Annotated in this window: 18 protein-coding genes; 1 reads left to right on the forward strand and 17 read right to left on the reverse strand. The window is 76.7% G+C overall.

Annotation, left to right across the window (positions count from 1 at the left end; all coding sequences use genetic code 11):
- Positions 1-3: 3 nt before the first annotated feature.
- The 17 genes from V9U69_RS18120 to V9U69_RS18200 all read right to left on the reverse strand — a co-directional run bounded on the left by V9U69_RS18120 (position 4) and on the right by V9U69_RS18200 (position 19,725).
- Entirely contained in the window at positions 4-717 is a 714-nt protein-coding gene (locus V9U69_RS18120) for an SAF domain-containing protein (protein WP_337063257.1), read from the reverse strand.
- Positions 718-866: 149 nt separating this feature from the next.
- Complete coding sequence (locus V9U69_RS18125) at positions 867-3,437, reverse strand: AMP-binding protein (protein ID WP_337063258.1); 2,571 nt, start codon at positions 3,435-3,437, stop codon at positions 867-869.
- Between the two features lie 185 nt (positions 3,438-3,622).
- Positions 3,623-4,489 carry a ParA family protein gene (locus V9U69_RS18130; RefSeq protein WP_442907824.1) on the reverse strand — a complete coding sequence of 289 codons (867 nt, stop codon included), beginning with the start codon at positions 4,487-4,489 and terminating at the stop codon, positions 3,623-3,625.
- A 241-nt stretch (positions 4,490-4,730) separates the two neighbouring features.
- Positions 4,731-5,732: a site-specific tyrosine recombinase XerD gene (xerD, locus tag V9U69_RS18135; protein WP_337063260.1), complete on the reverse strand. Its 1,002-nt coding sequence runs from the start codon at positions 5,730-5,732 to the stop codon at positions 4,731-4,733.
- Positions 5,733-5,838: 106 nt separating this feature from the next.
- Positions 5,839-6,522, reverse strand: coding sequence for an NUDIX hydrolase (locus V9U69_RS18140; RefSeq protein ID WP_337063261.1), 684 nt, complete (start codon positions 6,520-6,522; stop codon positions 5,839-5,841).
- On the reverse strand, positions 6,519-8,267 hold the full coding sequence (locus V9U69_RS18145) for a CTP synthase (RefSeq protein ID WP_337063262.1): 1,749 nt from the start codon (positions 8,265-8,267) through the stop codon (positions 6,519-6,521). Before V9U69_RS18145 ends, V9U69_RS18140 begins: the two co-directional genes overlap by 4 nt.
- An 11-nt stretch (positions 8,268-8,278) precedes the next feature.
- Positions 8,279-9,448: a glycosyltransferase family 4 protein gene (locus V9U69_RS18150; RefSeq protein WP_337063263.1), complete on the reverse strand. Its 1,170-nt coding sequence runs from the start codon at positions 9,446-9,448 to the stop codon at positions 8,279-8,281.
- Between the two features lie 26 nt (positions 9,449-9,474).
- Positions 9,475-11,124 (reverse strand): lipid II flippase MurJ, encoded by a 1,650-nt coding sequence (locus V9U69_RS18155; RefSeq protein ID WP_337063264.1) that lies wholly within the window; start codon positions 11,122-11,124, stop codon positions 9,475-9,477.
- The gene (locus V9U69_RS18160) at positions 11,121-11,987 is read right to left on the reverse strand and encodes a hypothetical protein (RefSeq protein WP_337063265.1); all 867 of its coding nucleotides are present in this window, start codon (positions 11,985-11,987) and stop codon (positions 11,121-11,123) included. Before V9U69_RS18160 ends, V9U69_RS18155 begins: the two co-directional genes overlap by 4 nt.
- Positions 11,984-12,976, reverse strand: a complete 993-nt coding sequence (locus tag V9U69_RS18165) for a copper transporter (RefSeq protein ID WP_337063266.1) — start codon at positions 12,974-12,976, stop codon at positions 11,984-11,986. Before V9U69_RS18165 ends, V9U69_RS18160 begins: the two co-directional genes overlap by 4 nt.
- Positions 12,977-13,028: 52 nt before the next feature.
- Entirely contained in the window at positions 13,029-14,252 is a 1,224-nt protein-coding gene (gene steA, locus V9U69_RS18170) for a putative cytokinetic ring protein SteA (RefSeq protein ID WP_337063267.1), read from the reverse strand.
- 74 nt (positions 14,253-14,326) lie between these two features.
- The gene (gene recN / locus V9U69_RS18175) at positions 14,327-16,135 is read right to left on the reverse strand and encodes a DNA repair protein RecN (protein WP_442907825.1); all 1,809 of its coding nucleotides are present in this window, start codon (positions 16,133-16,135) and stop codon (positions 14,327-14,329) included.
- 17 nt (positions 16,136-16,152) lie between these two features.
- Positions 16,153-17,094: an NAD kinase gene (locus V9U69_RS18180; protein WP_337063269.1), complete on the reverse strand. Its 942-nt coding sequence runs from the start codon at positions 17,092-17,094 to the stop codon at positions 16,153-16,155.
- Positions 17,091-17,900: a TlyA family RNA methyltransferase gene (locus V9U69_RS18185; RefSeq protein WP_337063270.1), complete on the reverse strand. Its 810-nt coding sequence runs from the start codon at positions 17,898-17,900 to the stop codon at positions 17,091-17,093. Before V9U69_RS18185 ends, V9U69_RS18180 begins: the two co-directional genes overlap by 4 nt.
- Position 17,901: 1 nt before the next feature.
- Positions 17,902-18,117 (reverse strand): hypothetical protein, encoded by a 216-nt coding sequence (locus tag V9U69_RS18190; RefSeq protein WP_337063271.1) that lies wholly within the window; start codon positions 18,115-18,117, stop codon positions 17,902-17,904.
- Between the two features lie 10 nt (positions 18,118-18,127).
- The gene (locus V9U69_RS18195; RefSeq protein WP_337063272.1) at positions 18,128-19,279 is read right to left on the reverse strand and encodes an HAD-IIA family hydrolase; all 1,152 of its coding nucleotides are present in this window, start codon (positions 19,277-19,279) and stop codon (positions 18,128-18,130) included.
- Positions 19,276-19,725, reverse strand: coding sequence for a tetratricopeptide repeat protein (locus V9U69_RS18200; RefSeq protein ID WP_337063273.1), 450 nt, complete (start codon positions 19,723-19,725; stop codon positions 19,276-19,278). The genes V9U69_RS18195 and V9U69_RS18200 overlap by 4 nt, the downstream gene beginning before the upstream one ends.
- Before the next feature lie 38 nt (positions 19,726-19,763).
- On the opposite strand from V9U69_RS18200, the gene V9U69_RS18205 reads away from it, so the two are divergent.
- Entirely contained in the window at positions 19,764-21,017 is a 1,254-nt protein-coding gene (locus tag V9U69_RS18205; protein ID WP_337063274.1) for a DUF1015 family protein, read from the forward strand.
- Positions 21,018-21,105 lie beyond the last annotated feature (88 nt).

Here is a 21,105-nt window from a genome sequence, read left to right on the forward strand (position 1 = left end):
GGCTCACCGCCCCTCGAGGTCGACGGGCGGAGCGGTGCCGTCGGCGACCCGGGCCACCGCCACCTGCCCGGCGGACGCGGCGGCCACCACACCCGCGGCCTGCGCCGTGGGCACCAGCAGCGAGACGGTGTCACCACCGGAGCTCGCCGAGTCCGCGCCGGCGGCGACCACGCGCGCCGCGGACAGCAGGACCGTCCCGGCGGGCTCCCCGGTCACCGTGCCGGAACCGTCGGCCGAGACCAGGAAGGCGCGCACGACGTCGCCGGAGCGCAGGGGCTCGGTGGGCCGCTGCTCGGGGGCGAGCACCAGACCGACGACGGCCGCGTCGGCCGGAACCGCGTCCCCGGCCAGGAACATCGTGCGGTTCAGCAGCGTGTCGGCGGGGATGCGACCGGTGGCATACGTCCCCACGAAGTTGCCCAGAGCGGCGGACGGCACCACGGCGGCACCGTCCGCCGCGACCCGCGCCACGCCCAGGTCGTCGGCGTCGACACGCTCACCGGGGGCGATGTCGTGGCGCGCGACCAGCACGTCGACCCGGTCGCCGCTGCGGTGCACGACGAGCGCGCTGCCCAGCGCCCCGCCCACGACGAGCACCAGCCCGAGGGCCAGCAGGGCCGGGCGGCGTTCACGGGTCGGGGCGGGCACGCGGCGGGAACCGGGGTCCGGGGCCCGGCCGGGCACGCCGGCGCGGGGCGGGGCAGCGGTGGGGGGCATGCACCGAAGCTCGCACGCCGCGACCGGGCGACGGTCACGGCGAGCGACCGATTACCCCGGGCGGACCAGGGGCGTCACCCGTCCTGACCACGGCGCCGCCACGGGCGGTGAGCGGATCGGGTGAGCGCCCGCACCGGGCGGGATCCGGCTCACCCGACCGCGCGGACCTCCTCGTCACCGCTGCGGGGACGCGGCGCGGCGGCGGCTGCGTGCGCGGCCGCGGACAGGGCCGCGGACAGGTGCTCGGCCACGGGCGCCACGTGGGGCTCCCGCAGGATCGACATGTGCTCCCCGGGCACCTCCACCAGCGTCCACTCCCCCGACAGGTGCGGCGCCCACTGCCGCCGCTCGGCGGCCTCCGGGTCGTCCGCGGCGACCAGGACGAGGGTGCGGCCGCCGTACGTCCCCGCGGGCCGGTACCGGCGCTGGACGACCATGCCCTGGCGGAAGAAGCGCACGTAGTGCCCCAGGCCCGGGTGGGGCACCACACCCGTCAGCGCCAGGGACAGCGCCTCCTTGACCTTCTCGCGCAGCGTCGGGTACGTCGAGCGCGGCATCAGGGAGGGGTTCGGCGGGAAGGAGTCCAGGACCGCCAGCAGCTCGACCTCCTCGCCGGCAGCGCGCAGCAGGCGCGCCACCTCGTGGGCGACGAGACCGCCCATGGAGTGACCGGCGACGCGGTAGGGGCCGTGCGGCTGCACCCCGCGCACCGTGGCGACGTGCCGGCGCGCCATCCGCTCGATCGACCAGTCGGGCAGCGCCCGGTTCTCCAGGCCGTTGGCCTGCAGGCCGAGCACGGGTCCGGGGTGCTCCACCCGCTGGGCCAGGGTGCGCAGGGCGACGGCCGCGCTGCCGGCGCCGGCGACGAGGAACAGCGGCGGCCCCTCGCCCGCGGCGCGCAGCGGCACCAGCGTGGGGTTCTCCTCGCGGGCGGTGCGGCGAGCCGCGGCCGCGAAGCGGGCCACGGTGGGCTCGGCCGCCAGCAGCGCGGTGGTCAGCGGCCGGGGCGGGTCCTGGACGACCTCGGCCATCCGCGCCACGAGCGCCTCCGCGGCCAGCGAGTCGCCGCCGAGCTCGAAGAAGTCGTCGTGGACGCCGAGGTCCTCCAGCTCCAGGACCGCGGCGAACTGCTCCCGGACGACCTGCTCCCAGCTGGTGCGCGGCGCCTCGTACGCAGCGGTGGAGGGTTCCGGTTCCGGCAGCGCGGAGCGGTCCAGCTTGCCGCGCTCCGTGCGCGGCAGCGCGTCCAGGAAGACCACGTACCGCGGGACCATGTGCGAGGGCAGTTCCTCCCGCACCGCCGCCCGCACGGCCGACGCCTGCGGCCTCGGCCCCTCGGGGACCACGTACGCCACCAGCACGGCGTGGCCGGTGCGCGGGTCCGGCCGTCCGGCCACCACGGCCTCGCGCACGCCCTCCTGGGCGAACAGCAGCGCCTCGACCTCCCCGGGTTCCACCAGCAGGCCACCGACCTTCACGCTGTGGTCGGCACGTCCCAGCAGCCGCAGGCGACCGTCCTCGCCGAGGACGCCGACGTCGCTGGTGAGGAAGGAGCGGGTGCCGTCGGGGTTCGGGCCGAACACCTCGGCGGTGCGCTCGGGCGCGCCCCAGTACCCGCGCGTCAGCCACGCGGACGTGACCACCACCCGGCCGGTGCCGTGCGAGCGGCGCACCCCGTCCTCGTCCTGCACCTCGAGGCGCGCCCCCGGCACGGCCCACCCGACCGGAGTCGCTCCCCGCGGGGAGTCGTCACCGGGGTCGATGCGGAACTCGGCCATCAACCACGTCTCGGTGGAGCCGTAGCGGTTGCGCAGCACGCACCGCGGGCCCACGGCCTCCCGCACGCGGCTCAGCTCCGCGCCGTGGACGGTCTCCCCGGCCATCGTGACGCTGACCAGGCCGTCGAGACGCTCCCCGGGGGCCAGCGACGCCACCACCCCGCGCAGGATCGCCGGGGAGGCGTGCAGCACGTCGACCCCGTGGCTGCGCATCCAGCCGGGCAGCTCCGCCACCGAGCGGCTGCGGGGGTCGAAGAGCTCCTGCCGGGCGCCGACGAGCAGGCACGCGAGGGTCACGCCGATGCCGGCGCTGAACCCCAGGGGCAGCAGGTGGGCCACGACGGCGTCCGCCCCGTAGCAACCGGTGCCCACCGAGTTCACCCACGCGTCGTGCAGGATCGAGCGGTGGTCGCAGGCCACGCCCTTCGGCGCACCGGTGGAGCCGGAGGTGTACACGAGCACCGCGGTGTCCTGCGGCGCGGCGGGTGCGGCCAGCAGCTCCGCGGCCGCCGCCAGGTGGTCCGCCCCGGCGCACGCCGCGTCGTCGGGGTCGAGCACCGTGGTGGCCAGCTCGGCCGCCGTGGCGGCGCGGGCGGCGTCGCTGACGCAGATCGACGCCCCGGCGGAACGCACGTAGTGGCGGAGCCTGGCGGCGGGGGTGGTGGGGTCCAGCACGACCAGGGGGCTGCCGCTGGCGATCACCCCCACGACGGCGGCGACGGCGCCCACGTCGTGGCCGCGCAGCACCGCGACGGGCTGCCCGGCGGCGCCGGCGGCCAGCACGGCGGCCCGGACCCGGGCGGCTCGCACCAGCAGGTCCGCACCGGTCAGGCCGTCCCCGCCGTCGGCGGCGAGCACCCGGTGCGCGGCGTCGAGGGCCACCTCGACGATGCGGGGGACGAGGGTCCCCGTGGCGTGGTGCTCCGAGAGCGGCGCGACCATGTGAGCACTCCCCGTGTGTCCCCGCGGGCGCTCCCCCAGCGTCCGAGAGGCGCACCCTAACGGCTCACCGCGGCCGCGGGGGCACCGTCCGGGCGGCCCGGCGCACCGCTCCCCCACCCGGGCGCCGAGGCAGCACTGCCCGTGCGGTGCAGTGGCTCAGCGCGACGGCAGGGGTGGAGCGCTGCTCACGCGGCGCTACCTCGGGCGACCAGTTCGCGCGCCAGCTGACGGTAGGCCTCCGCACCCGGGTGGCCGCTCGCGTACACCGTGATCGGCTCCGCGGCCACCGTCGCGTCCGGGAACTTCACCGTGCGGCCGATCACCGTGTGGAACACGTCGTCACCGAACGCCTCGACCACGCGGGAGACGACCTCACGGCTGTGCAGCGTGCGCCCGTCGAACATCGTGGCGAGGATCCCGTCGACCTCCAGGACCGGGTTCAGCCGCTCCTGCACCTTCTCGATCGTCTCCACCAGCAGCGCCACCCCGCGCAGCGCGAAGAACTCGCACTCCAGCGGGATGAGCACCCCGTGGGAGGCCGTCAGGGCGTTGACCGTCAACAGGCCCAGGGAGGGCTGGCAGTCGATGAGCACCACGTCGTAGTCGCCCAGCACCGGGCGCAGCGCCCGGGCCAGCACGCTCTCGCGCGCCACCTCCCCCACCAGCTGCACCTCGGCCGCCGACAGGTCGATGTTCGCCGGCAGCAGGTCGAGCCCCTCCACGGCCGTCTCCCGGACCACCTCCCGCACGTCCGTGCCCGGTTCCATGAGCAGCTGGTAGACGGTGCGGTCCAGCGCGTGGGAGTTCACCCCCAGACCGGCGGACAGGGCGCCCTGCGGGTCGAAGTCCACCAGCAGCACCCGGCGCCCGTACTCGGCCAGCGCCGCACCCAGGTTGATGGTCGTGGTGGTCTTGCCCACCCCGCCCTTCTGGTTGCACATCGAGATCACCCGGGCCGGGCCGTGCTGCTGCAGCGGGCGCGGCACGGGGAAGGCCGGGAGCGGCCGGCCCGTCGGGCCCGCCTGCGGACCCGGCTCGATCCCGCCCTGCACGTCGCGGACGTCACCCGGCGGCACGACCCGGCCGTCACCGGGCGCGGCGCTCACCGGCTCGGCGGCGCCCGGCCGCACGACGGGCCCAGGCGTCCCCGACGGCGCGCCCGCCGCACCGGGCACCGGCGGGATCGAGGGGGCGGGCGTCGGGAACTCGCTGGTCACTGGCGTGGCACTTCCTCGTCTCGGGCGGTGCCCGCGTCCCGCGGAGCGGTCGCGCAGGCGCGCTGGCGCGACGACCTTAGTCCGCGACCGACGGTGATCGGTGCGCGCGGGGGTGCGTCTCCGCGTGCACCTCCCGCAGCGAGTCCGCCGTGACCAGCGTGTACACCTGCGTGGTGGCCACCGAGGCGTGACCCAGCAGCTCCTGCACCACCCGCACGTCGGCACCGCCGCGCAGCAGGTGCGTGGCGAAGGAGTGGCGCAGGGTGTGCGGCGAGACCGCGCGCACGATGCCCGCCCGCCCCGCCGCCGACTGCAGGACCGCCCACGCGCTCTGCCGCGACAGGCGCGCACCACGGGTGTTCAGGAACAGCGCGGCCGTGCCGCGGCCCTGCGCCGCCAGGTGGGGGCGCGCCCGCACCAGGTACTGCTCCAGGGCCCGCAGGGCGTACGAACCCAGCGGCACGACGCGCTCCTTGGCGCCCTTGCCCCGCAGGCGCACCACACCGCTCTCCCCGAGCACCTCCGGGGAGGCGTCGTCGACGTCCAGGCCGACCGCCTCGCTGATGCGCGCGCCGCTGCCGTACAGCAGCTCCAGCAGGGCCCGGTCGCGCAGCGCGAGGGGGTCACCACCGGATCCGGCCACGTCCAGCAGCCGCGCGACCTCCTCCACCGTCAACGCGGTGGGCAGGCGACGCGGCGGGGTCGGCGGCCGCACCAGCGACGCCGGGTCGGTGCCGCTGCGGCCCTCCGCGTGCAGGAAGCGGTGCCAGCCGCGCACGGCCGAGGCCGTGCGGGCCGCCGAGCTCGCCGTGAGGGGGGCACCGCCGTCGGCACCGCTGCGCAGGGCCACGACGAACGCGCTGACCGCGGCCTCGTCGACGGCGGCGGGGTCGTCCACGCCGCGGGAGGCCAGGAAGCGCAGGTAGCGCTGCAGGTCGCGGCGGTAGGCGCCCAGGGTGTTCTCCGACAGGCCGCGCTCCACCCTCAGGTGGCCCAGGTAGTCGCGCAGGGCGCCGACGAGCCGCTCACCCGGCTCCCGCGCGTGCTCGCGCGCACCGGCGGGCGTCGCGGAGGTCACGGGCAGCACCCTGGTGACACTAGGGCAGCCCCCGGCGCGCGGCGGGCAGCGACGCGGCCGGGCGCGGGGCACCCGGCCGCGTCAGCGACCTCAGCGGTCGGTGCACCTAGCGGCGCAGCAGGCCCTCCGGCCACGGCTCGTCCGCCGGGTGCAGCGTCGCGAAACCGGCCGCCTGCGCGGCGTGCACCGCCAGCACCCCGATCACCGTGCCCGGGTTGCGCAGCCGGCCCTCCAGGACCGCGCGCACCGCCTCGGCCAGCGGCACCCGCACCGGGACCAGGTCGCGCTCCTCGTCCTCACGGGTGTGCCGCTGCTCCTGCGGCACCGCGGACAACCCGCGCGCGAGGTAGATGCGGTTGGCCTCGCTGGAACCGCCCGGGGAGTTGAACCAGTCCACGACGACGGCCCAGTCAGCCGCCACCAGGTCCGCCTCCTCCGCGAGCTCGCGCTGCGCCGCCCGCAGCGGCGGCTCGCCGGCGACGTCCAGCAGACCCGCCGGCAGCTCCCACAGCTCCCGGCGCACCGGGTGGCGGTACTGCTTGATCAGCAGCACGTTGTCGCCGCCGTCCAGGGCCAGCACGGTGACCGCACCGGGGTGGCGCTGCACGTCCCGGACCACGGTGCCGCCCGCACCGTCGTCACCCGGCAGCTCCACCTCCTCGCGCACCACGTCCCAGACGTGACCGGTGAAGACGACCTCGCTGGAGCGCAGCGGCCGCCGGGCGGGGGCGTCGGCGACCTCCGCACCGCTGACCAGGGGCACGCGCAGCTCCTCCGGGAAGGCGCTCACGCGGTCACCTCCGACAGCTCCACCGGCTCCTGCACGGGCTCCTGCAGCGGCGCGGCGTGCTCCTCGGCCGGCTCCGGGTCCACGTCGATCAGCTGCTCCTCGCGCTGGCGGCGCAGGGCGGCCGCGACGAGGCCGGAGAACAGCGGGTGCGAACGGGTCGGGCGGGACTTGAACTCCGGGTGCGCCTGGGTGGCCACGTAGTACGGGTGCACGTCCTCGGGCAGCTCCACGAACTCCACGAGCTCGCGGTCCGGGGACAGGCCCGAGAACACCAGGCCCGCCTCCGTGAGCTGCTCCCGGTAGGCGTTGTTCACCTCGTAGCGGTGCCGGTGCCGCTCGGAGATGCGCTCGCTGCCGTAGGCGGCGGCCACCACGGACCCGTTCTGCAGCACGGCTTCGTACGAGCCCAGCCGCATCGTGCCGCCCATGTCACCGGCACCGGCGACGATGTGCTTCTGCTCGGCCATGGTCGCGATGACCGGGTGCTCGGCCTCCGGCTCGAACTCGGTGGAGCTCGCCCCGGCCAGCCCGGCGACGTTGCGGGCGTACTCGATCACCATGCACTGCAGGCCCAGGCACAGGCCCAGCGTCGGCACGCCGTTCTCGCGCGCCCAGCGCAGGGCACCCAGCTTGCCCTCGATGCCGCGCACGCCGAAGCCGCCCGGCACGCAGACCGCGTCGACGTCGCGCAACTGCCGGCGGGCCCCCTCGGGCGTCTCGCAGTCGTCAGCGGCGACCCAGCGGATGTCGACCTTGGCGTCCTCGGCGAACCCACCGGCGCGCAGCGCCTCGGTGACCGACAGGTACGCGTCGGGCAGGTCGATGTACTTGCCGACCAGCGCCACCTCGACGCGCCGGCGCGGGGAGTGCACCCGCCGCAGCAGCTCGTCCCACGTCGTCCAGTCCACGTCGCGGAACGACAGGTTCAGCTTGCGCACCAGGTACGCGTCCAGGCCCTCGCGGTGCAGGACCTTGGGGATGTCGTAGATCGACGGGGCGTCCACGCAGGCCACCACGGCCTCGTCGTCCACGTCGCACATGGACGCGATCTTCCGCTTGACGCCCTCGGGGATCTCCCGGTCCGAGCGGCACACGACCGCGTCGGGCTGGATGCCGATGCTGCGCAGCGCCGCCACCGAGTGCTGCGTCGGCTTGGTCTTCAGCTCGCCGCTGGGGCCGATGTACGGCACCAGGGAGACGTGCACGAAGAACACGTTGTCGCGGCCCAGCCGCTGGCGGACCTGCCGGGCGGCCTCGAGGAACGGCAGGGACTCGATGTCGCCGACCGTGCCGCCGACCTCGGTGATGATGACGTCGATGTCGTCGCGCGCCTGCGCGCGCATCCGGTCGACGATCTCGTTGGTGATGTGCGGGATCACCTGGACGGTGTCACCCAGGTACTCACCGCGCCGCTCCTTGGCGATCACCGAGGAGTAGACCTGACCGGTGGTCACGTTCGCCGACGCGTCGAAGCGCACGTCGAGGAAGCGCTCGTAGTGGCCGATGTCCAGGTCCGTCTCGGCGCCGTCGTCGGTGACGAAGACCTCACCGTGCTGGAACGGGTTCATGGTGCCCGGGTCCACGTTGAGGTACGGATCGAGCTTCTGCATCGCCACGCGCAGGCCGCGCGCACGGAGCAGGCGACCGAGGCTGGAGGCCGTCAGGCCCTTCCCCAGGGAGGAGGCCACCCCCCCGGTGACGAAGACGTGCTGGGTGGGGGACTCGGGGTTGCTGCGGTTCGCCACGGACTTCGAGGTTACCCGACGTCGGAGGTGCTGCCGTCCTCGCGCGCGCCGCCCGCCGCGCGCCGCGCCTCGGCGTGCGCGGTCAGCACCTGCACCAGTGCGTCCTCGGCGCCCGGCAGGCCGGCGGCGCGGCGCCTGGCACGAGCGGAGCGCTCCTCGCGCAGCACCGGGTCCGCCAGCAGGGCGTCCACGGCCGCCGCCAGCGCCGCCGCGTCCCCCACCGGCACCAGGTCCGCGGCGTCGCCGGTGACCTCGGCGGTGCCGCCGGCGTCCGTGGCGACGACGGGCACGCCGGCGCGCAGCGCCTCCTGCACGAACACCGGCTGCCCCTCCCAGGCGCTGGCGCTGACGGCCACGTCCGCCGAGGCCAGCAGGTCCGGCACGTCGCCGCGCTCCCCCAGCAGCTGCACGGGAAGGCGCTCGGCGGCGACGCGGCCCGCCAGCGCCTCGTGCAGCGGGCCGCCGCCGGCCACCAGCACCCGCACCGGGTGCCGCAGCAACCCGGCGGCGTCCAGGAGCACGTCCAGCCCCTTCTGCGGCGCCAGCCGGGCCACCACGAGCACCACCGGCTCCCCCGGCGGCAGCACCGGCGTCCCCGGGGGCAGCGGCGGGGCCGGCACCAGCGCGCGGCGCACCCGCCGCGCCCCCGCCGCGCGCGCCTGCTCCACCAGGTCGCCGGAGACCGCCAGGACGACGTCGGCCGCACGGCACACGGCGTCCTGCACCGCACGCCCCAGCCGGGCGCGCGGCCCGGCGCCCAGGACCGCGTTGTGCAGCGTCACCACCAGGCCCGGCCGCGGCCGCAGCGAGCGCACCGCGAGCACGGCCACCAGGGCCGCCCGCACGCCGTGCGCGTGCACCACCGCACCGCGCACCGCGGGCGCCCGCAGCGCCCGCCGCAGCCGCGCCGCGGCGCGCAGGTCGCGCACCGGGTCCAGCGAGGCCCCGATGTCCACGGGGGCGGTCACCGCGGCGAAGCCGAACCGCTCCAGGGTCGCCGCGGGGGCGGCCACGTGCACCGCCGCACCTCGCCCCCGCAGGCCCTCGCACAGCTGCGCGACGTGCCGGCCCACACCGCCGGCGCTGGTGCCCAGCACCAGCACCACCGGCTCACCGGCCGCGCTCACCGCCCCGTCCTCGCTCACCGCCCCGTCCTCGCTCACCGCCCCGTCCTCGCTCACCGCCACGTCCTCTCCTCCACGGCCCGTCAACGGCTCAGCGCCCGTCGACGGCTCAGCGCCCGTCGGGCGAACCCGGTCAGCACCCGCGCGTCGGCCGGCGCCAGCAACCTCGCGGTGCCGGCCCACACCGCCACCGCGACCACCGCCGCCAGCAGCCCGGCGGCCAGCACCGCCGGCAGCCCCCGGTCCCCCAGCAGGGCCGGCAGGACGGCGCCCGTCGCCGCCCCCGCCGCGGCCGCCACCAGGGCCGCCACCACGGCCGCCACCAGGGCCCGGCCCGCACCGGCCAGCGCCCCGGCACCGCTCACCCGGCGCACCGCGTGCGCCAGCAGCGCGCCGGCGACGCTCAACCCCACGGCGTGCGCCGCGGCGAGAGCGGTCACGACCCGCTCCGGCGGCGCCAGCGCCGCACCGGCGACCATGCCCACCAGGACGAGCGCCCACCCGGCCACGGCTGCGCCCGCCGCGGCGCGCCCGGCCCCCCGCGCGTACAGGGCTCGCGTCAGCAGCGCCGTCAGCCCGTAGCCGAGCAGGCCGGGAGCGAAGACCACCAGCGCGGCGGACAGCTCGTCGGTGCGCCCCGAACCGACCCGGCCGACCACGAACACCGTGGCGACGGGACCAGCGGTGGCCGCCAGCAGGGCCGCACCCAGCGAGCTGACGAGCAGGACCGTGCGCACCGCCCGCGCCAGCAGGCCGGCGAACGCCTCGTGCGCCCCCTCCTCGGCGGCGGTGGCCAGTCGGGGGAAGACCGCGGTGGCCACCGGCACGGCGAGCACCGCGTACGGCAGCAGGAACAGCGCCCAGGCGTAGCTCCAGCGGTTGACGGCACCCGGCAGGGCGTCGTTGCTGATCACGATCACGGCCACGGCGACGACCTGCTGCGCCAGCAGCACCACCAGGCCCGACAGGGCCAGGGAGCGCAGGCGCGGCCAGTCCCCCGGAGCGGGGCGCAGCGCCGGGCGCCACCGCACCGCCGAGCGCAGCGCGGGGGCGTGGGCGGCCACCAGCGCCACGACCCCCAGGGTCGTCCCGCCGGCGAGGACCGCGACCGCTGCGAAGGGCACCTCCGCCAGGCCGGCGCGCACCACGGGGGCGGGCACCAGCACACCCACCAGCAGGTAGGTCGACCCGACGACCAGGCTGGAGACGAGCGGCGCGGCGGCGGGCGCGGTGAACCACTGCTGGGCCTGCAGCGCGCCGGCCAGGACGACCGCCACCGCGTACAGCGGGACCTGCGGCAGGAACACCAGGAGCATCAGCGCACCGGTGCCGACCGGGTCCCCACCGCACTCCTGCGCGGACGTGCCCTGCAGCAGCAGGTCCATCAGCGGCCGGGCCAGCACGGCGGCGAGCACCGCGAGCGCGGTGAGGACCAGCACGCTCCAGGTCAGGGCGGCCGACGCGGTGCGCGACGCCGCCGCCCGGTCCGCCGGGTCCGCCGACGCCAACCGCGCCGACAGCAGGGGGACCAGGACCCCCGCCAGCGCTCCACCGGCCACGACCTCGAACAGGACGTTGGGCACCTGGTTGGCGGTCGCGTACACCGTGCCGAGGCAACTGTCACCCACCGTCTGCGAGAACGCCAGCAGGCGCCCGAACCCCGCCAGGCGCGCGGCGATCGTCAGCGCGGCGACCGAGGCGGCGGCGGCGGCGACCGACCGCGCCGCCCTCACGGACGCCCGAGCCGGTCCAGCTCCCGCAGCAGCGGGGACGCCTCGATGACGCGGCTGAAGCTGACCCGTTCCGAGGCGAGGGTCAGCCCGGTGACGACCGTCAGCGCGGCGACGCGCCCGGCGCGGTCCCACCGCGCCAGGCAGGCCACGCCCAGCAGCGCCCCCAGGGCGTTGGCCCCGGTGTCGCCCAGCATGCTGCGCCCCGCGAGGTCCCCGGGCAGGACGGCGACCGCAGCACCCGCGCCGGCCGCGGCCAGCGGGCGGGCCCGCAGCGCCCCGGTGCCGCCCGGGGTCCCGGTGGCCAGGGAGGCGGCCACGACGACGGCGACCTTGGCCGCCCGGCCCGGGCGCAGGTCCAGCAGGTTCAGCAGGTTGGCGCTGCCGGCGACCAGGGCGGCCGCCACCGCCGCGTCGGCGAGCTCACCGGCCCGTCGGGGTGGTCGCGGTGCCACCACCACCGAGCAGGCGACCCCCGTGGCCCCCAGCCCCAGGACCTTCAGCGCCCCGGTGGTCAGCCGCCCGCGACGCAGGGCGGCGAGGTGACCGCGCAGCCCGCGGGCGCCGGACTCCCGGTCGCCGCGGCGCTCGCCGAGGTCGTCCACCGCCCCGAACACCGCCGCGGCCAGCGCGGCGACCGTTCCCGCCCGGTTCCAGGGGGCCGCTGCGACGGCCGCCCCCGCACCGGCCGCGAGCGCGGCCGCGGGTCCCTCCAGGAGGGTGACGACGTCCCCGCGGTGGTTGCGGCGGTCCCAGCGCCCCGTCCCGCCCGGCACGTGGTCCGGCAGCCGCCGGACCAGCGCGCGCCCGGCACGGACGGCGACCGCGGCGGCCGCGGCGGTGCGCACCGCCGTCGCCGGACTCACTGCGCCGCCGGTGCGGGCGAGGGGTTCGCCAGGGCCGCCGGCAACGGCGGGCTCACCGACGTGGCGCCGGGCCCCGTGCCGTAGTGACCGGAGCGGTCGGCCAGCTGCTCGCGCAGCGCCAGCACCACGTTGACGCGGCCGATGGCCGTGTCGAGGTCGCCGACGGTGCTGACCTGCTCGGCGATCTCGTCGACCGCACGCACGGCGGCCACAGCGCCCCCGGCCTCCGACGACTCCGTGGGGCCGGCCACGACCGCACCGGCGGACCGCTCGTCCAGCTGCTCGGCCAGGGCGGCCCAGGCGGCGGTGTCCGCCTCGGCGCGCGCGTCGCTCGCGTCGGCGTCGGGCGGGCCGGCGACGAGCAGCACCAGGGTCGAGCGCTGGGTCACCTCCCCGTCGACCTCCACCAGCCCGGCGTCCGCGAGGGCCGTCAGCAGCTCGGTGCGGGCGGGATCGTCGACGACGGTCTGCGCGAGGTCCCCGGTGACGAGGGCGCGCGACAGCGCCGCGGCGAGCACCTCGGGCGCCTCGCCGGTGACCGCGGTCCCGCCGTCGGCGGCGAGCCGCTCCGCGAGGTCAGCGGCGAGCTCCTCCCGCGCGCCCTCCTGCGCCTCGTCGGTCCAGTCGTCCTGCACGGTCACGAGCGCGGGCACGGTGGCACCGGCTTCGCGCAGCACCTCCACCGCCGCGTCCGTGGTGCTGGCGTCGGCGCCCGGCAGCTGCACGACGGCCACGGTGCGCCCACCCAGCTGGCGCTCCACCACGGCCGGGGCGACGGCCTCCGCCCAGGCGTCCTGCGCCTCGCCGACGGCCAGGGCCTCGTCGCGCTCGGCGCGCAGCTGCTCCCTCTCCTCCGTCAGCTGGCGCACCTGGTCCGTGATCCCGGTGGAGATGCCCTCGTTGAGCGGGCCGGCACCGAGGACGATGCCGACGGCCAGCGCCAGGAACACCGACACCAGGGAGATCACGTGGTACCGGAAGTCGATCACTGCTCGTCCTGTCGTCGTGGGTGGGGCCGTGCGCCGGGCGGGGTGCGGCGCCTCACGGCCCGTCCCCGGGGAGGAGACCGGTGGCGAAGACCCAGACGTCCCCGAGGCGGGCGCCGGTCACCGCCAGGATCGCCTGCCCCGTGGGGGTCACCGCGAGCGCCGCCACGAGGGCCAGCACGCCCGCCAGCACGAGCAGCAGGACCTGCCGGTCGGAGACCCTCGACTGGTACAGCCGGGACACGCCCTTGGCGTCGACGAGCTTGCCGCCCACGCGAAGCCGCGTCAGGAACGTGCTCGCCATCCCCGAGCGCCCCTTGTCGAGGAACTCCACCAGGGTGACGTGGGTGCCCACCGCCGCGATGAGCGTGGCTCCCTTGTCGTCGGCCAGCAGCATCGCGACGTCCTCGCTGGTGCCGGTGGCGGGGAACACGACCGCGTCGATGCCGAGCCCCCGCACGCGCTCCAGGCCGGGGGCGCGCCCGTCCCGGTAGGCGTGCACCACCACCTCGGCCCCGCTGCGCAGGGCCGCGTCGGAGACGGAGTCCATGTCACCGACGATCATGTCGGGTCTCCAGCCGGCCTCGAGGATGGCGTCGGCGCCACCGTCGACGCCGATGAGGACCGGCTTGTACTCGCGCACGTAGGAGCGCAGCGTGACGAGGTCCTCCTTGTAGTGGTAGCCGCGCACCACGATGAGGGCGTGCCGCCCCTCCAGCCGCGTGCGCACGTCGGGGACCCCGACGCCGTCGAGCAGCAGTTCGCGCTCGCGCCGCAGGTACTCCATGGTGTTGGCGGCGAACGCCTCCAGCTGCAGGGACAACCCGGCGCGCGCCGCCTCCATGTCGGCGGCCACGAGCTCCGGCGTCAGACGCCGGCCGCGGGCCACGACCTCCTCGCCGCTGCGCAGCTCGTCACCGACCAGCTGCAGGCGCGAGCCCTCGGCGACGGCCGTCATCACCTCGGTCCCCACCGCGTCGAGCACGGGGACACCCGCCTCGACGAGGATCTCCGGGCCCAGGTTCGGGTAGCGCCCGGACGTGCTCGCGGAGGCGTTCACCACCGCCGCGGGCCCGCAGGCCACGAGCGCCTCGGCGGAGACGCGGTCGAGGTCGAGGTGGTCGATGACGGCGATCTCACCGGAGCGCAGCCGCTTGGTCAGGGTCTTGGTCCGCCGGTCGACGCGGGCGGTGCCCTGCACGGTGCTGGCCGGCGCCTGCGACGCACCGCCGGACGCCTCCGCCCGGGCGGGTCCGCGTCCCCACCGGCGCCTGCTCACGCGCTCACCCCTCACCCGACGGTCCACCTCGTCCCCGTCCCCGATCCGCTCCCTGCACCGCCCACCGCCCCGCGTCAGCCGCCGGGACGCTCCGCGGTCGCCGTCGATCGTCGCACGCGCGGCCGGCGCGCTCGCCCCGACGGAGCCCGTGGCGGGGCGGCAGCGACCTCCGCCTCGGCGCGGGAGGAGCGCAGCAGCTCCTCGGCGTGGGCCCGGGCGGTGCCGGAACCGCGGCCGGACAGCATGCGGGCCAGCTCCTCCACCCGGCCGGCGTCGTCCAGGCGCACGACGCCGGACTCGGTGACGCTGCCGTCGTCGGTCTTGACCACGGTCAGGTGCGCGTCGGCGAACGCGGCCACCTGCGCGAGGTGCGTCACGACGACGACCTGGGTGCTGCGCGCGAGCACGGACAGCCGCCGGCCGATCTCGACGGCGGCCCGGCCACCGACCCCCGCGTCGACCTCGTCGAAGACCATCGTGGGCACGGGGTCGGCGCCCGCCAGCACCACCTCCAGGGCGAGCATGACGCGGGAGAGCTCACCGCCCGAGGCCCCCTTGGCCAGCGGGCGGAAGCCGGCACCGGAGTGCGCGGCGAGCTGCAGCTCCACGGCGTCGCACCCGTGCGGCCCGAGCCCCCCGGCGGAACGGACGTCGACGCGCACTCGGGCGCTGGGCATGGCCAGGGCGTTCAGCTCCGCGGCGACCCGCTCCTCGAGCTCGCGGGCGGCGCGGGTGCGGGCGGCGGTGAGGCGCCCGGCGATCTCGTGCAGCTCCCGCTCCACGGCGTCGCGCTCGACGGCCAGCTGCTCCAGCCGGCCGTCGTCGTCCAGCTCCAGCAACCGGGCCGCGGAGCGCTGCGCCCACGCCAGGACCGCGTCGACGCCCTCGAGGCCGTCGTCGCCGGGGGCGGGCGCGTAGCGCCGCACCAGGGCGGTCAGCTGGGCGCGCCGCTCCTCCACCGCCGCCAGCCGGGCGGGGTCGACCTCCAGCCCGGCCGCGTACTCGGCGACCTCGGTGGACAGGTCGGCCAGGAGGTAGGAGAGCTCCCCCGCGCGCGCGGCGAGCTGGGCGAGCGCGGGGTCGTGCTCCCCGGCCTGCGCCAGGGCGCGCCGGGCGGTCTGCAGGAGGCTGTCCGCACCGGCGTCGGTGGCGGGCCCCTCCTCGGCGCCCGCGCTCTCACCGGTCAGCGCCTGGTGGGCCGTGGCCGCGGCCGTGCGCAGCACCTCCACGTGAGCGAGCCTGCCGGCCTCCTCCTTCAGTGCGACGTCCTCGCCGGGGCGGGGGTCGGCCCGCTCGACGTCCTCCAGCCCGAGCCGCAGCAGCTCCGCCTCGCGGGCGCGGTCGGCGGCGTGCGCGGCGAGGTCGTCGTGCTCGGCCGCCAGGCGGCGCCAGCGCACCCACCGCTCGGCGTAGGCGTTCAGGTCCGCGCCGAGCTCCGCCCCGGCGAAGGCGTCCAGGACGCGCAGCTGCTGGGCCGCCGAGCGCAGCCGCAGCTGGTCCGTCTGCCCGTGCACGGCCAGCAGGTGCTCGGCGAGCTCGGCGAGCACCCCCACGGGAGCGCTGCGTCCGCCGACGTGGGCGCGGCTGCGCCCGGACGCGGACAGGGTGCGGGCGATGAGCAGCTCGCCGCCCTCCACCTCGCCGCCCGCGTCCAGCGCGCGCGCGGCCGCGGGACCGTCGGGGTCCACGGACAGCCGCCCCTCCACGGAGGCGGACTCCGCCCCGGTGCGCACGGCGGCCGCGTCGGCGCGCTCCCCCATGAGCAGCCCCAGGCCGGTGACGACCATCGTCTTGCCGGCACCGGTCTCGCCGGTGATGACCGTCAGGCCCGGCCCCAGCGGCAGGCGGGCGTCCCGGATGACCCCGAGCTCCCTGATCCGCATCTCCTCGATCACGCTGCTCACCCCCCGTCCGCGGCCGCTCGCGGCCCTCGCCAGCCGTGGACGGGCAACCCGAACTTCGCGACGAGCCGGTCGGTGAAGACGCCGGTGCTCAACCGGGCCAGCCGCACCCGCTGCTCCGAGCGCCGCACCTCGACGCGCGCCCCCACGGGCGCGGCGAAGGTGCGCCGCCCGTCGCACCAGACGACGCCGCCGTCGTCGAGGCTCGGCAGGACCTCCACGCCGACGCACGAGGTGGGGGCGATGACCAGGGGGCGCGCGAAGAGCGCGTGCGCGCTGATCGGGACCACGAGCAGGGCCTCCACCTCCGGCCACACCACGGGGCCGCCCGCCGAGAAGGCGTAGGCGGTGGAGCCGGTGGGGGTGGCTGCGATGAGGCCGTCCCCGCCGAAGGTGCTCAGGGGACGACCGTCGACGTCGACGACCATCTCGACCATCCGCTCCCGGTTGCCCTTCTCCACCGAGACCTCGTTGACCGCCCACGAGCGCGTCACCACCCGGCCCTCGATCACCACCTCCACGTCCAGCGTCATCCGCTCCTCGACGCGGTAGTCGCCGGCCACGACCCGGGAGACCGACTCGACGACCTCCTCGCGCTCGGCCTCCGCGAGGAAGCCCACGTGCCCGAGGTTGACGCCGAGCAGCACGGTCTCGCTGCCGCGGACCAGCTCGGCGGCGCGCAGGATCGTGCCGTCACCGCCGAGGACGACGACCACCTCGGCCCCCTGGACGGCGCCGTCCAGCTGGCGCTCCTCGACCAGGCGCCGGTCGGCGACGCTGAGGGCCTCGGCCTCGTCGGGGGTCATGAGGGTTCGCACACCGGCGGCGTGCAGGGTGCGGACGACGTCCGTGAGCGCGGCCACCGCCTCGGCGCGCCCGGTGTGGGCGAGGACGAGGACGGTGCGCACCCCCGCCGCGGGGTTCCCGGTGCGGGCGCTCACGACAACCCCGCCTGGGGTCCCTCGGCGACGGCGCGCTGGAGCGCCTCCTCCTGGAGCCCGGGAGCGCCTGCGGCGAGGTGCAGGAAGTACTCGACGTTGCCGCTGGGCCCCGGCAACGGGCTGGCCGCCACACCGCGCACGCCGAGACCGCACCCGGCGGCAGCGCGCGCGACCGAGCGGACCGCGTCGGCGCGCAGCTCGGCGCTGCGCACGACCCCACCGGAGCCCAGGGCCTCGCGGCCCACCTCGAACTGCGGTTTGACCATGAGCACGAGTTCAGCCTCCGGGGTGACGCACCGCACCAGCGCGGGCAGGACGAGTGCCAGGGAGATGAACGACAGGTCGGCCACGACGAGCGAGGGAGCGGGCGCCACCTGCTCCGGTTCCAGGGCGCGGACGTTGGTCCGCTCCAGCACCGTCACCCGCGGGTCCTGCCGCAACGGCCAGGCCAGCTGCCCGTACCCGACGTCCACGGCGACGACGTGGCCCGCACCGCGACGGAGCAGCACGTCGGTGAACCCACCGGTGCTGGCCCCGGCGTCGAGGCAGCGGCGGCCGGTGACGTCGACGTGGAAGGCGTCCAGCGCCCCCACGAGCTTGTGCGCCCCGCGGCTGACGTACGCGTCCCCCTCCTCGCCGGGCTCGACGACGATCGCGGCGGAGGTGTCCACCTGGGTGGCGGGCTTGGCCGCCCTGGACCCCGCCACCCTCACCCGGCCGGTGACCACGAGCTCGCTGGCGTGCTCGCGGGAGCGGGCGAGCCCTCGACGCACGAGCTCGGCGTCCAGGCGCAGTCGGCGGGCCACGTCAGCCCTCCGCGCCGGCCAGGCGCTCGCGCAGGGCGCGGTCGACGTGCTCGTACACGTCGACGTGCTCGTGCACGCCCAGGCCGTCGAGGTCGTCCAGGCGGGCCAGCGCGGCGTCCAGCGAGCGGTCGGCGGCGGTGTCCTCGGGTCCGGGCGCGCCGGCCGCGGCGCGGGCGGGCGGCGCCGGCCGCGGCGTCGGGGCGGGGTGGTCCGTCACCCGGGTGAGGTTACAAGCCGCTCCCGACGGCACCGGGCACGTCGTCCCCAGGGGCGTTGGTGTCGGTGTCCAGGCTGTGGGTGGCGATCCGGGCCAGCTCGTCGCCCACGTCCCAGCGCTCGCCCAGACCCGCGTCCCGCACCGCCCAGGCCGCTTCGGCGACGGCCCGCAGCACGTCGAGCCCGTCCGGCCCGGCGGCGGCGGAGCGGACGAACACCCCTTCGGGACCGACGCGGACCTCGGCGCCACGGCACCGGACGACGACCGCCTCCTCACCGTGCTCGAGGACCGGCTCGGGGTGCTCGTCGCCGAGGGAGCGCAGGTCGCGGCCGATCAGGTGCGGGCGCTCGTGCGGGGCCGCGGTCAGCAGCTCACGCGCACCGGTGACGCCGGTCAGCACCAGCAGGCCCAGCAGACCCGCGGCCCGGGCCCCCTGCAGGTCGGTGTCGAGACGGTCGCCGACGACGAGGGCGTTCCGCGCCCCCAGGCGCGCGACGGCCTCGTCGAACAGCGCCCGCTCGGGCTTGCCGCACACGACGTCGGGTTCCCGGCCGGCGGCCCGCGCCACCAGTTGCACCAGCAGCCCGTTGCCGGGGGCGGGGCCGCCCGGGGTGGGAACGGTGGCGTCGAGGTTGGTGGCGACCCACCACAGGCCGGCCCGCACGGCGTGGGTGGCCTCGGCCAGCCGCGCCCACGAGGTGTCGGGGGAGAAGCCCTGCACGACGGCGACAGGGCCGTCCGCGAGGTCACCCACCGGTGCGAGCCCGCTCGCCACCAGCGCCTCGCGCAACCCCTCCCCGCCCACGAGCAGCACCCGGGATCCGGCGGGCAACCGCTCGGCCAGGTGGCGTGCAGCGGCCTGCGCCGACGTGACCACGTCCTCGTCCCGTGCCGGGGCACCCAGGGCACGCAGGTGCTCCGAGACCGTGGCCGGCGGCCGGGACGCGTTGTTGGTGATGTACGCCAGCCGCACGCCCGCGCTGTCGGCTCGGCGCAGGGTCTCCGCGGCGTGCGGCACCGCGTGCGGACCGACGTAGACGACACCGTCGAGGTCGAGCAGGAGCGCGTCGTGCTCGCCCAGCAGCGGGCGACTGCTGCCGCGGAGGACAGCGGCGGGCGCGGCGGCCGCATCACGGCCGGTGGCGTGCTCGGTGGTGCTCAAGGACTCCCCGGGTTCTGCCGCGCCGCCAAGGTGGCGCGGACCTGTCGCAGACGGTCGGCGTACTCGGGCCGGTCCGGGCGCATGGCGTGGGCCATGGCCAGGTGCTCCGCGGCCAACCCGAAGCGCCCGAGACGACTCAGGCTCAGCCCCAGGCCGAAGTGAGCGTAGTCGTCGGCCGGCCGGGCGTGCGCGAGACGTCGGAAGGACTCGGCCGCGGCCGCGATGTCGCCCGCGTCGTACTGCGCGCGCGCCAGCGCTTCGAGGATCCCGGTGGAGGACGGCTCCTGGGCGTGCGCGCGGGCCAGCAGGGTCGCTGCGGCGGCGGCCTCCCCGTCGGCCAGCAGCGCCAGGCCCCGCTGCAGCCACTCGTAGGTGCCGCCGCGGGGACGCCCCGGCTCCCGCGGGCCGCCTCCCCGAGGGGGTGCGGCATCCGGTCGATCGGGCACGGCGGGACCTCCTTCGACTTCCACGGTTCGACCGTAGGATGCGCCGGGTGGAGCGGGAACGCACGAGGGCGCGCGCCGACACCTCGGCTCCCGGGTCGGCCGTCGCACCTCCTGCGCGCACCGATCTCCTGCGCCCGTTCCCCGGGTTGCGGTACCGGGAGGACGTGGTCGGGCCCCTGCACGGAGTGCTGGCGCCCCCGCACACGGAGATCGCGAGACCCAGGCGTGAAGCAGCACTGGAGTCCCACCCCTACCTGGTCACCCACCTGGAGCGCCCCGAGTACTCCGGCGCAGGTGCGGGTGAGGAACCAGCGGTCGTGGACTGGCTGAGGCGCGGGGCCTTGGTCCAGGACCCCCCCTCGCTGTACGTCCTCCAGCAGCGCCGCGCAGGACGGACGCACTGCTTCCTGCTGGGTGAGGTGGACGTCGAGGACGGCGGTCCGGTGCTTCCGCACGAGGCCACGATGGAGCACGCGGTACGCACCAGGGCAGAGCGGTTGCTGGCGGTGCGTGTGGATTCGGAGCCTCTGCTCCTCGTGGACGCCGGTGCAGGTCCGGACCGCGCCGCGGGACCTGCCGCGGACATCGGCGCGCTGGTGCGCAGGGCCGTTCTCGGCGGGCACCACGTCGCCGCCACGAGCAGCGACAGCATCGGTCAGGTGGACCTGTGGCGCCTGGATCCGGGCACGGTGGTGGATGAACTCCGCTGGGCGGTCGGTTCGCAGCAGTGGCTGATCGGCGACGGGCACCACCGGTGGGCCACTGCTCGGCGAGCGGCGGCCGCCACCGCTCCGGGTACCTCCACGGCCGTCCTGGCTGCGCTAGCCGTTCCCGGCGAGCACCCCCTGGACCTGACGGCCCTGCACCGCGTGGTGCCGGCGGGTGCAGGCAGAGCACTCCTCGGGGGCGAGCACGTGGACGCCCTGCCCTCTGCGGAAGCGGAGACACTGGTGCAGCGACTCGCCTCGCTGCGAGAGCCCACTTGCATCCTGCTCGAGGCGGGCACCGCCTCGGTGCTGCACACGCCAGGACGTTCATCCGCTGCGTGGGGCGTTGCTGCCTGGGTGGACGAGGCACTGGCGACCTCGGACGTCCCCACCCACCTGGTGTCGTACGTGGCAGGTGCCCGATCCGCCATCGAGCGAGGACACCGAGGTGCCACCGTGATCCTGCTTCCCCCTCCGCGACTGCGCGACATTATCACGACGGCCGCCGGCGGTGGTTCGATGGGACGCAAGTCGACGTCCTTCCACCCGAAGCCCCTGGGCGGAGCCGTGCTCCGCCTGCGTTGAGCGAAGAGGGACGGCTGCCCCAGGGGCACCGGATGCTCCCGGGCCCCGAACGCAGGAAAGGCCCTGCACCCCCCTCACCAGGGGGCAC

The sequence above is a fragment of the Kineococcus sp. G2 genome, assembly GCF_037154035.1.
Taxonomy (GTDB): Bacteria; Actinomycetota; Actinomycetes; order Actinomycetales; family Kineococcaceae; genus Kineococcus.

Excerpts from the sequence above, each read along its gene's own strand:
- V9U69_RS18125 (WP_337063258.1), bottom strand. The coding sequence starts at position 3,437 with ATGGTCGCGCCGCTCTCGGAGCACCACGCCACGGGGACCCTCGTCCCC.
- V9U69_RS18120 (WP_337063257.1), bottom strand. The coding sequence starts at position 717 with ATGCCCCCCACCGCTGCCCCGCCCCGCGCCGGCGTGCCCGGCCGGGCC.
- V9U69_RS18205 (WP_337063274.1), top strand. The coding sequence starts at position 19,764 with ATGCGCCGGGTGGAGCGGGAACGCACGAGGGCGCGCGCCGACACCTCG.
- recN (WP_442907825.1), bottom strand. The coding sequence starts at position 16,135 with ATGCGGATCAGGGAGCTCGGGGTCATCCGGGACGCCCGCCTGCCGCTG.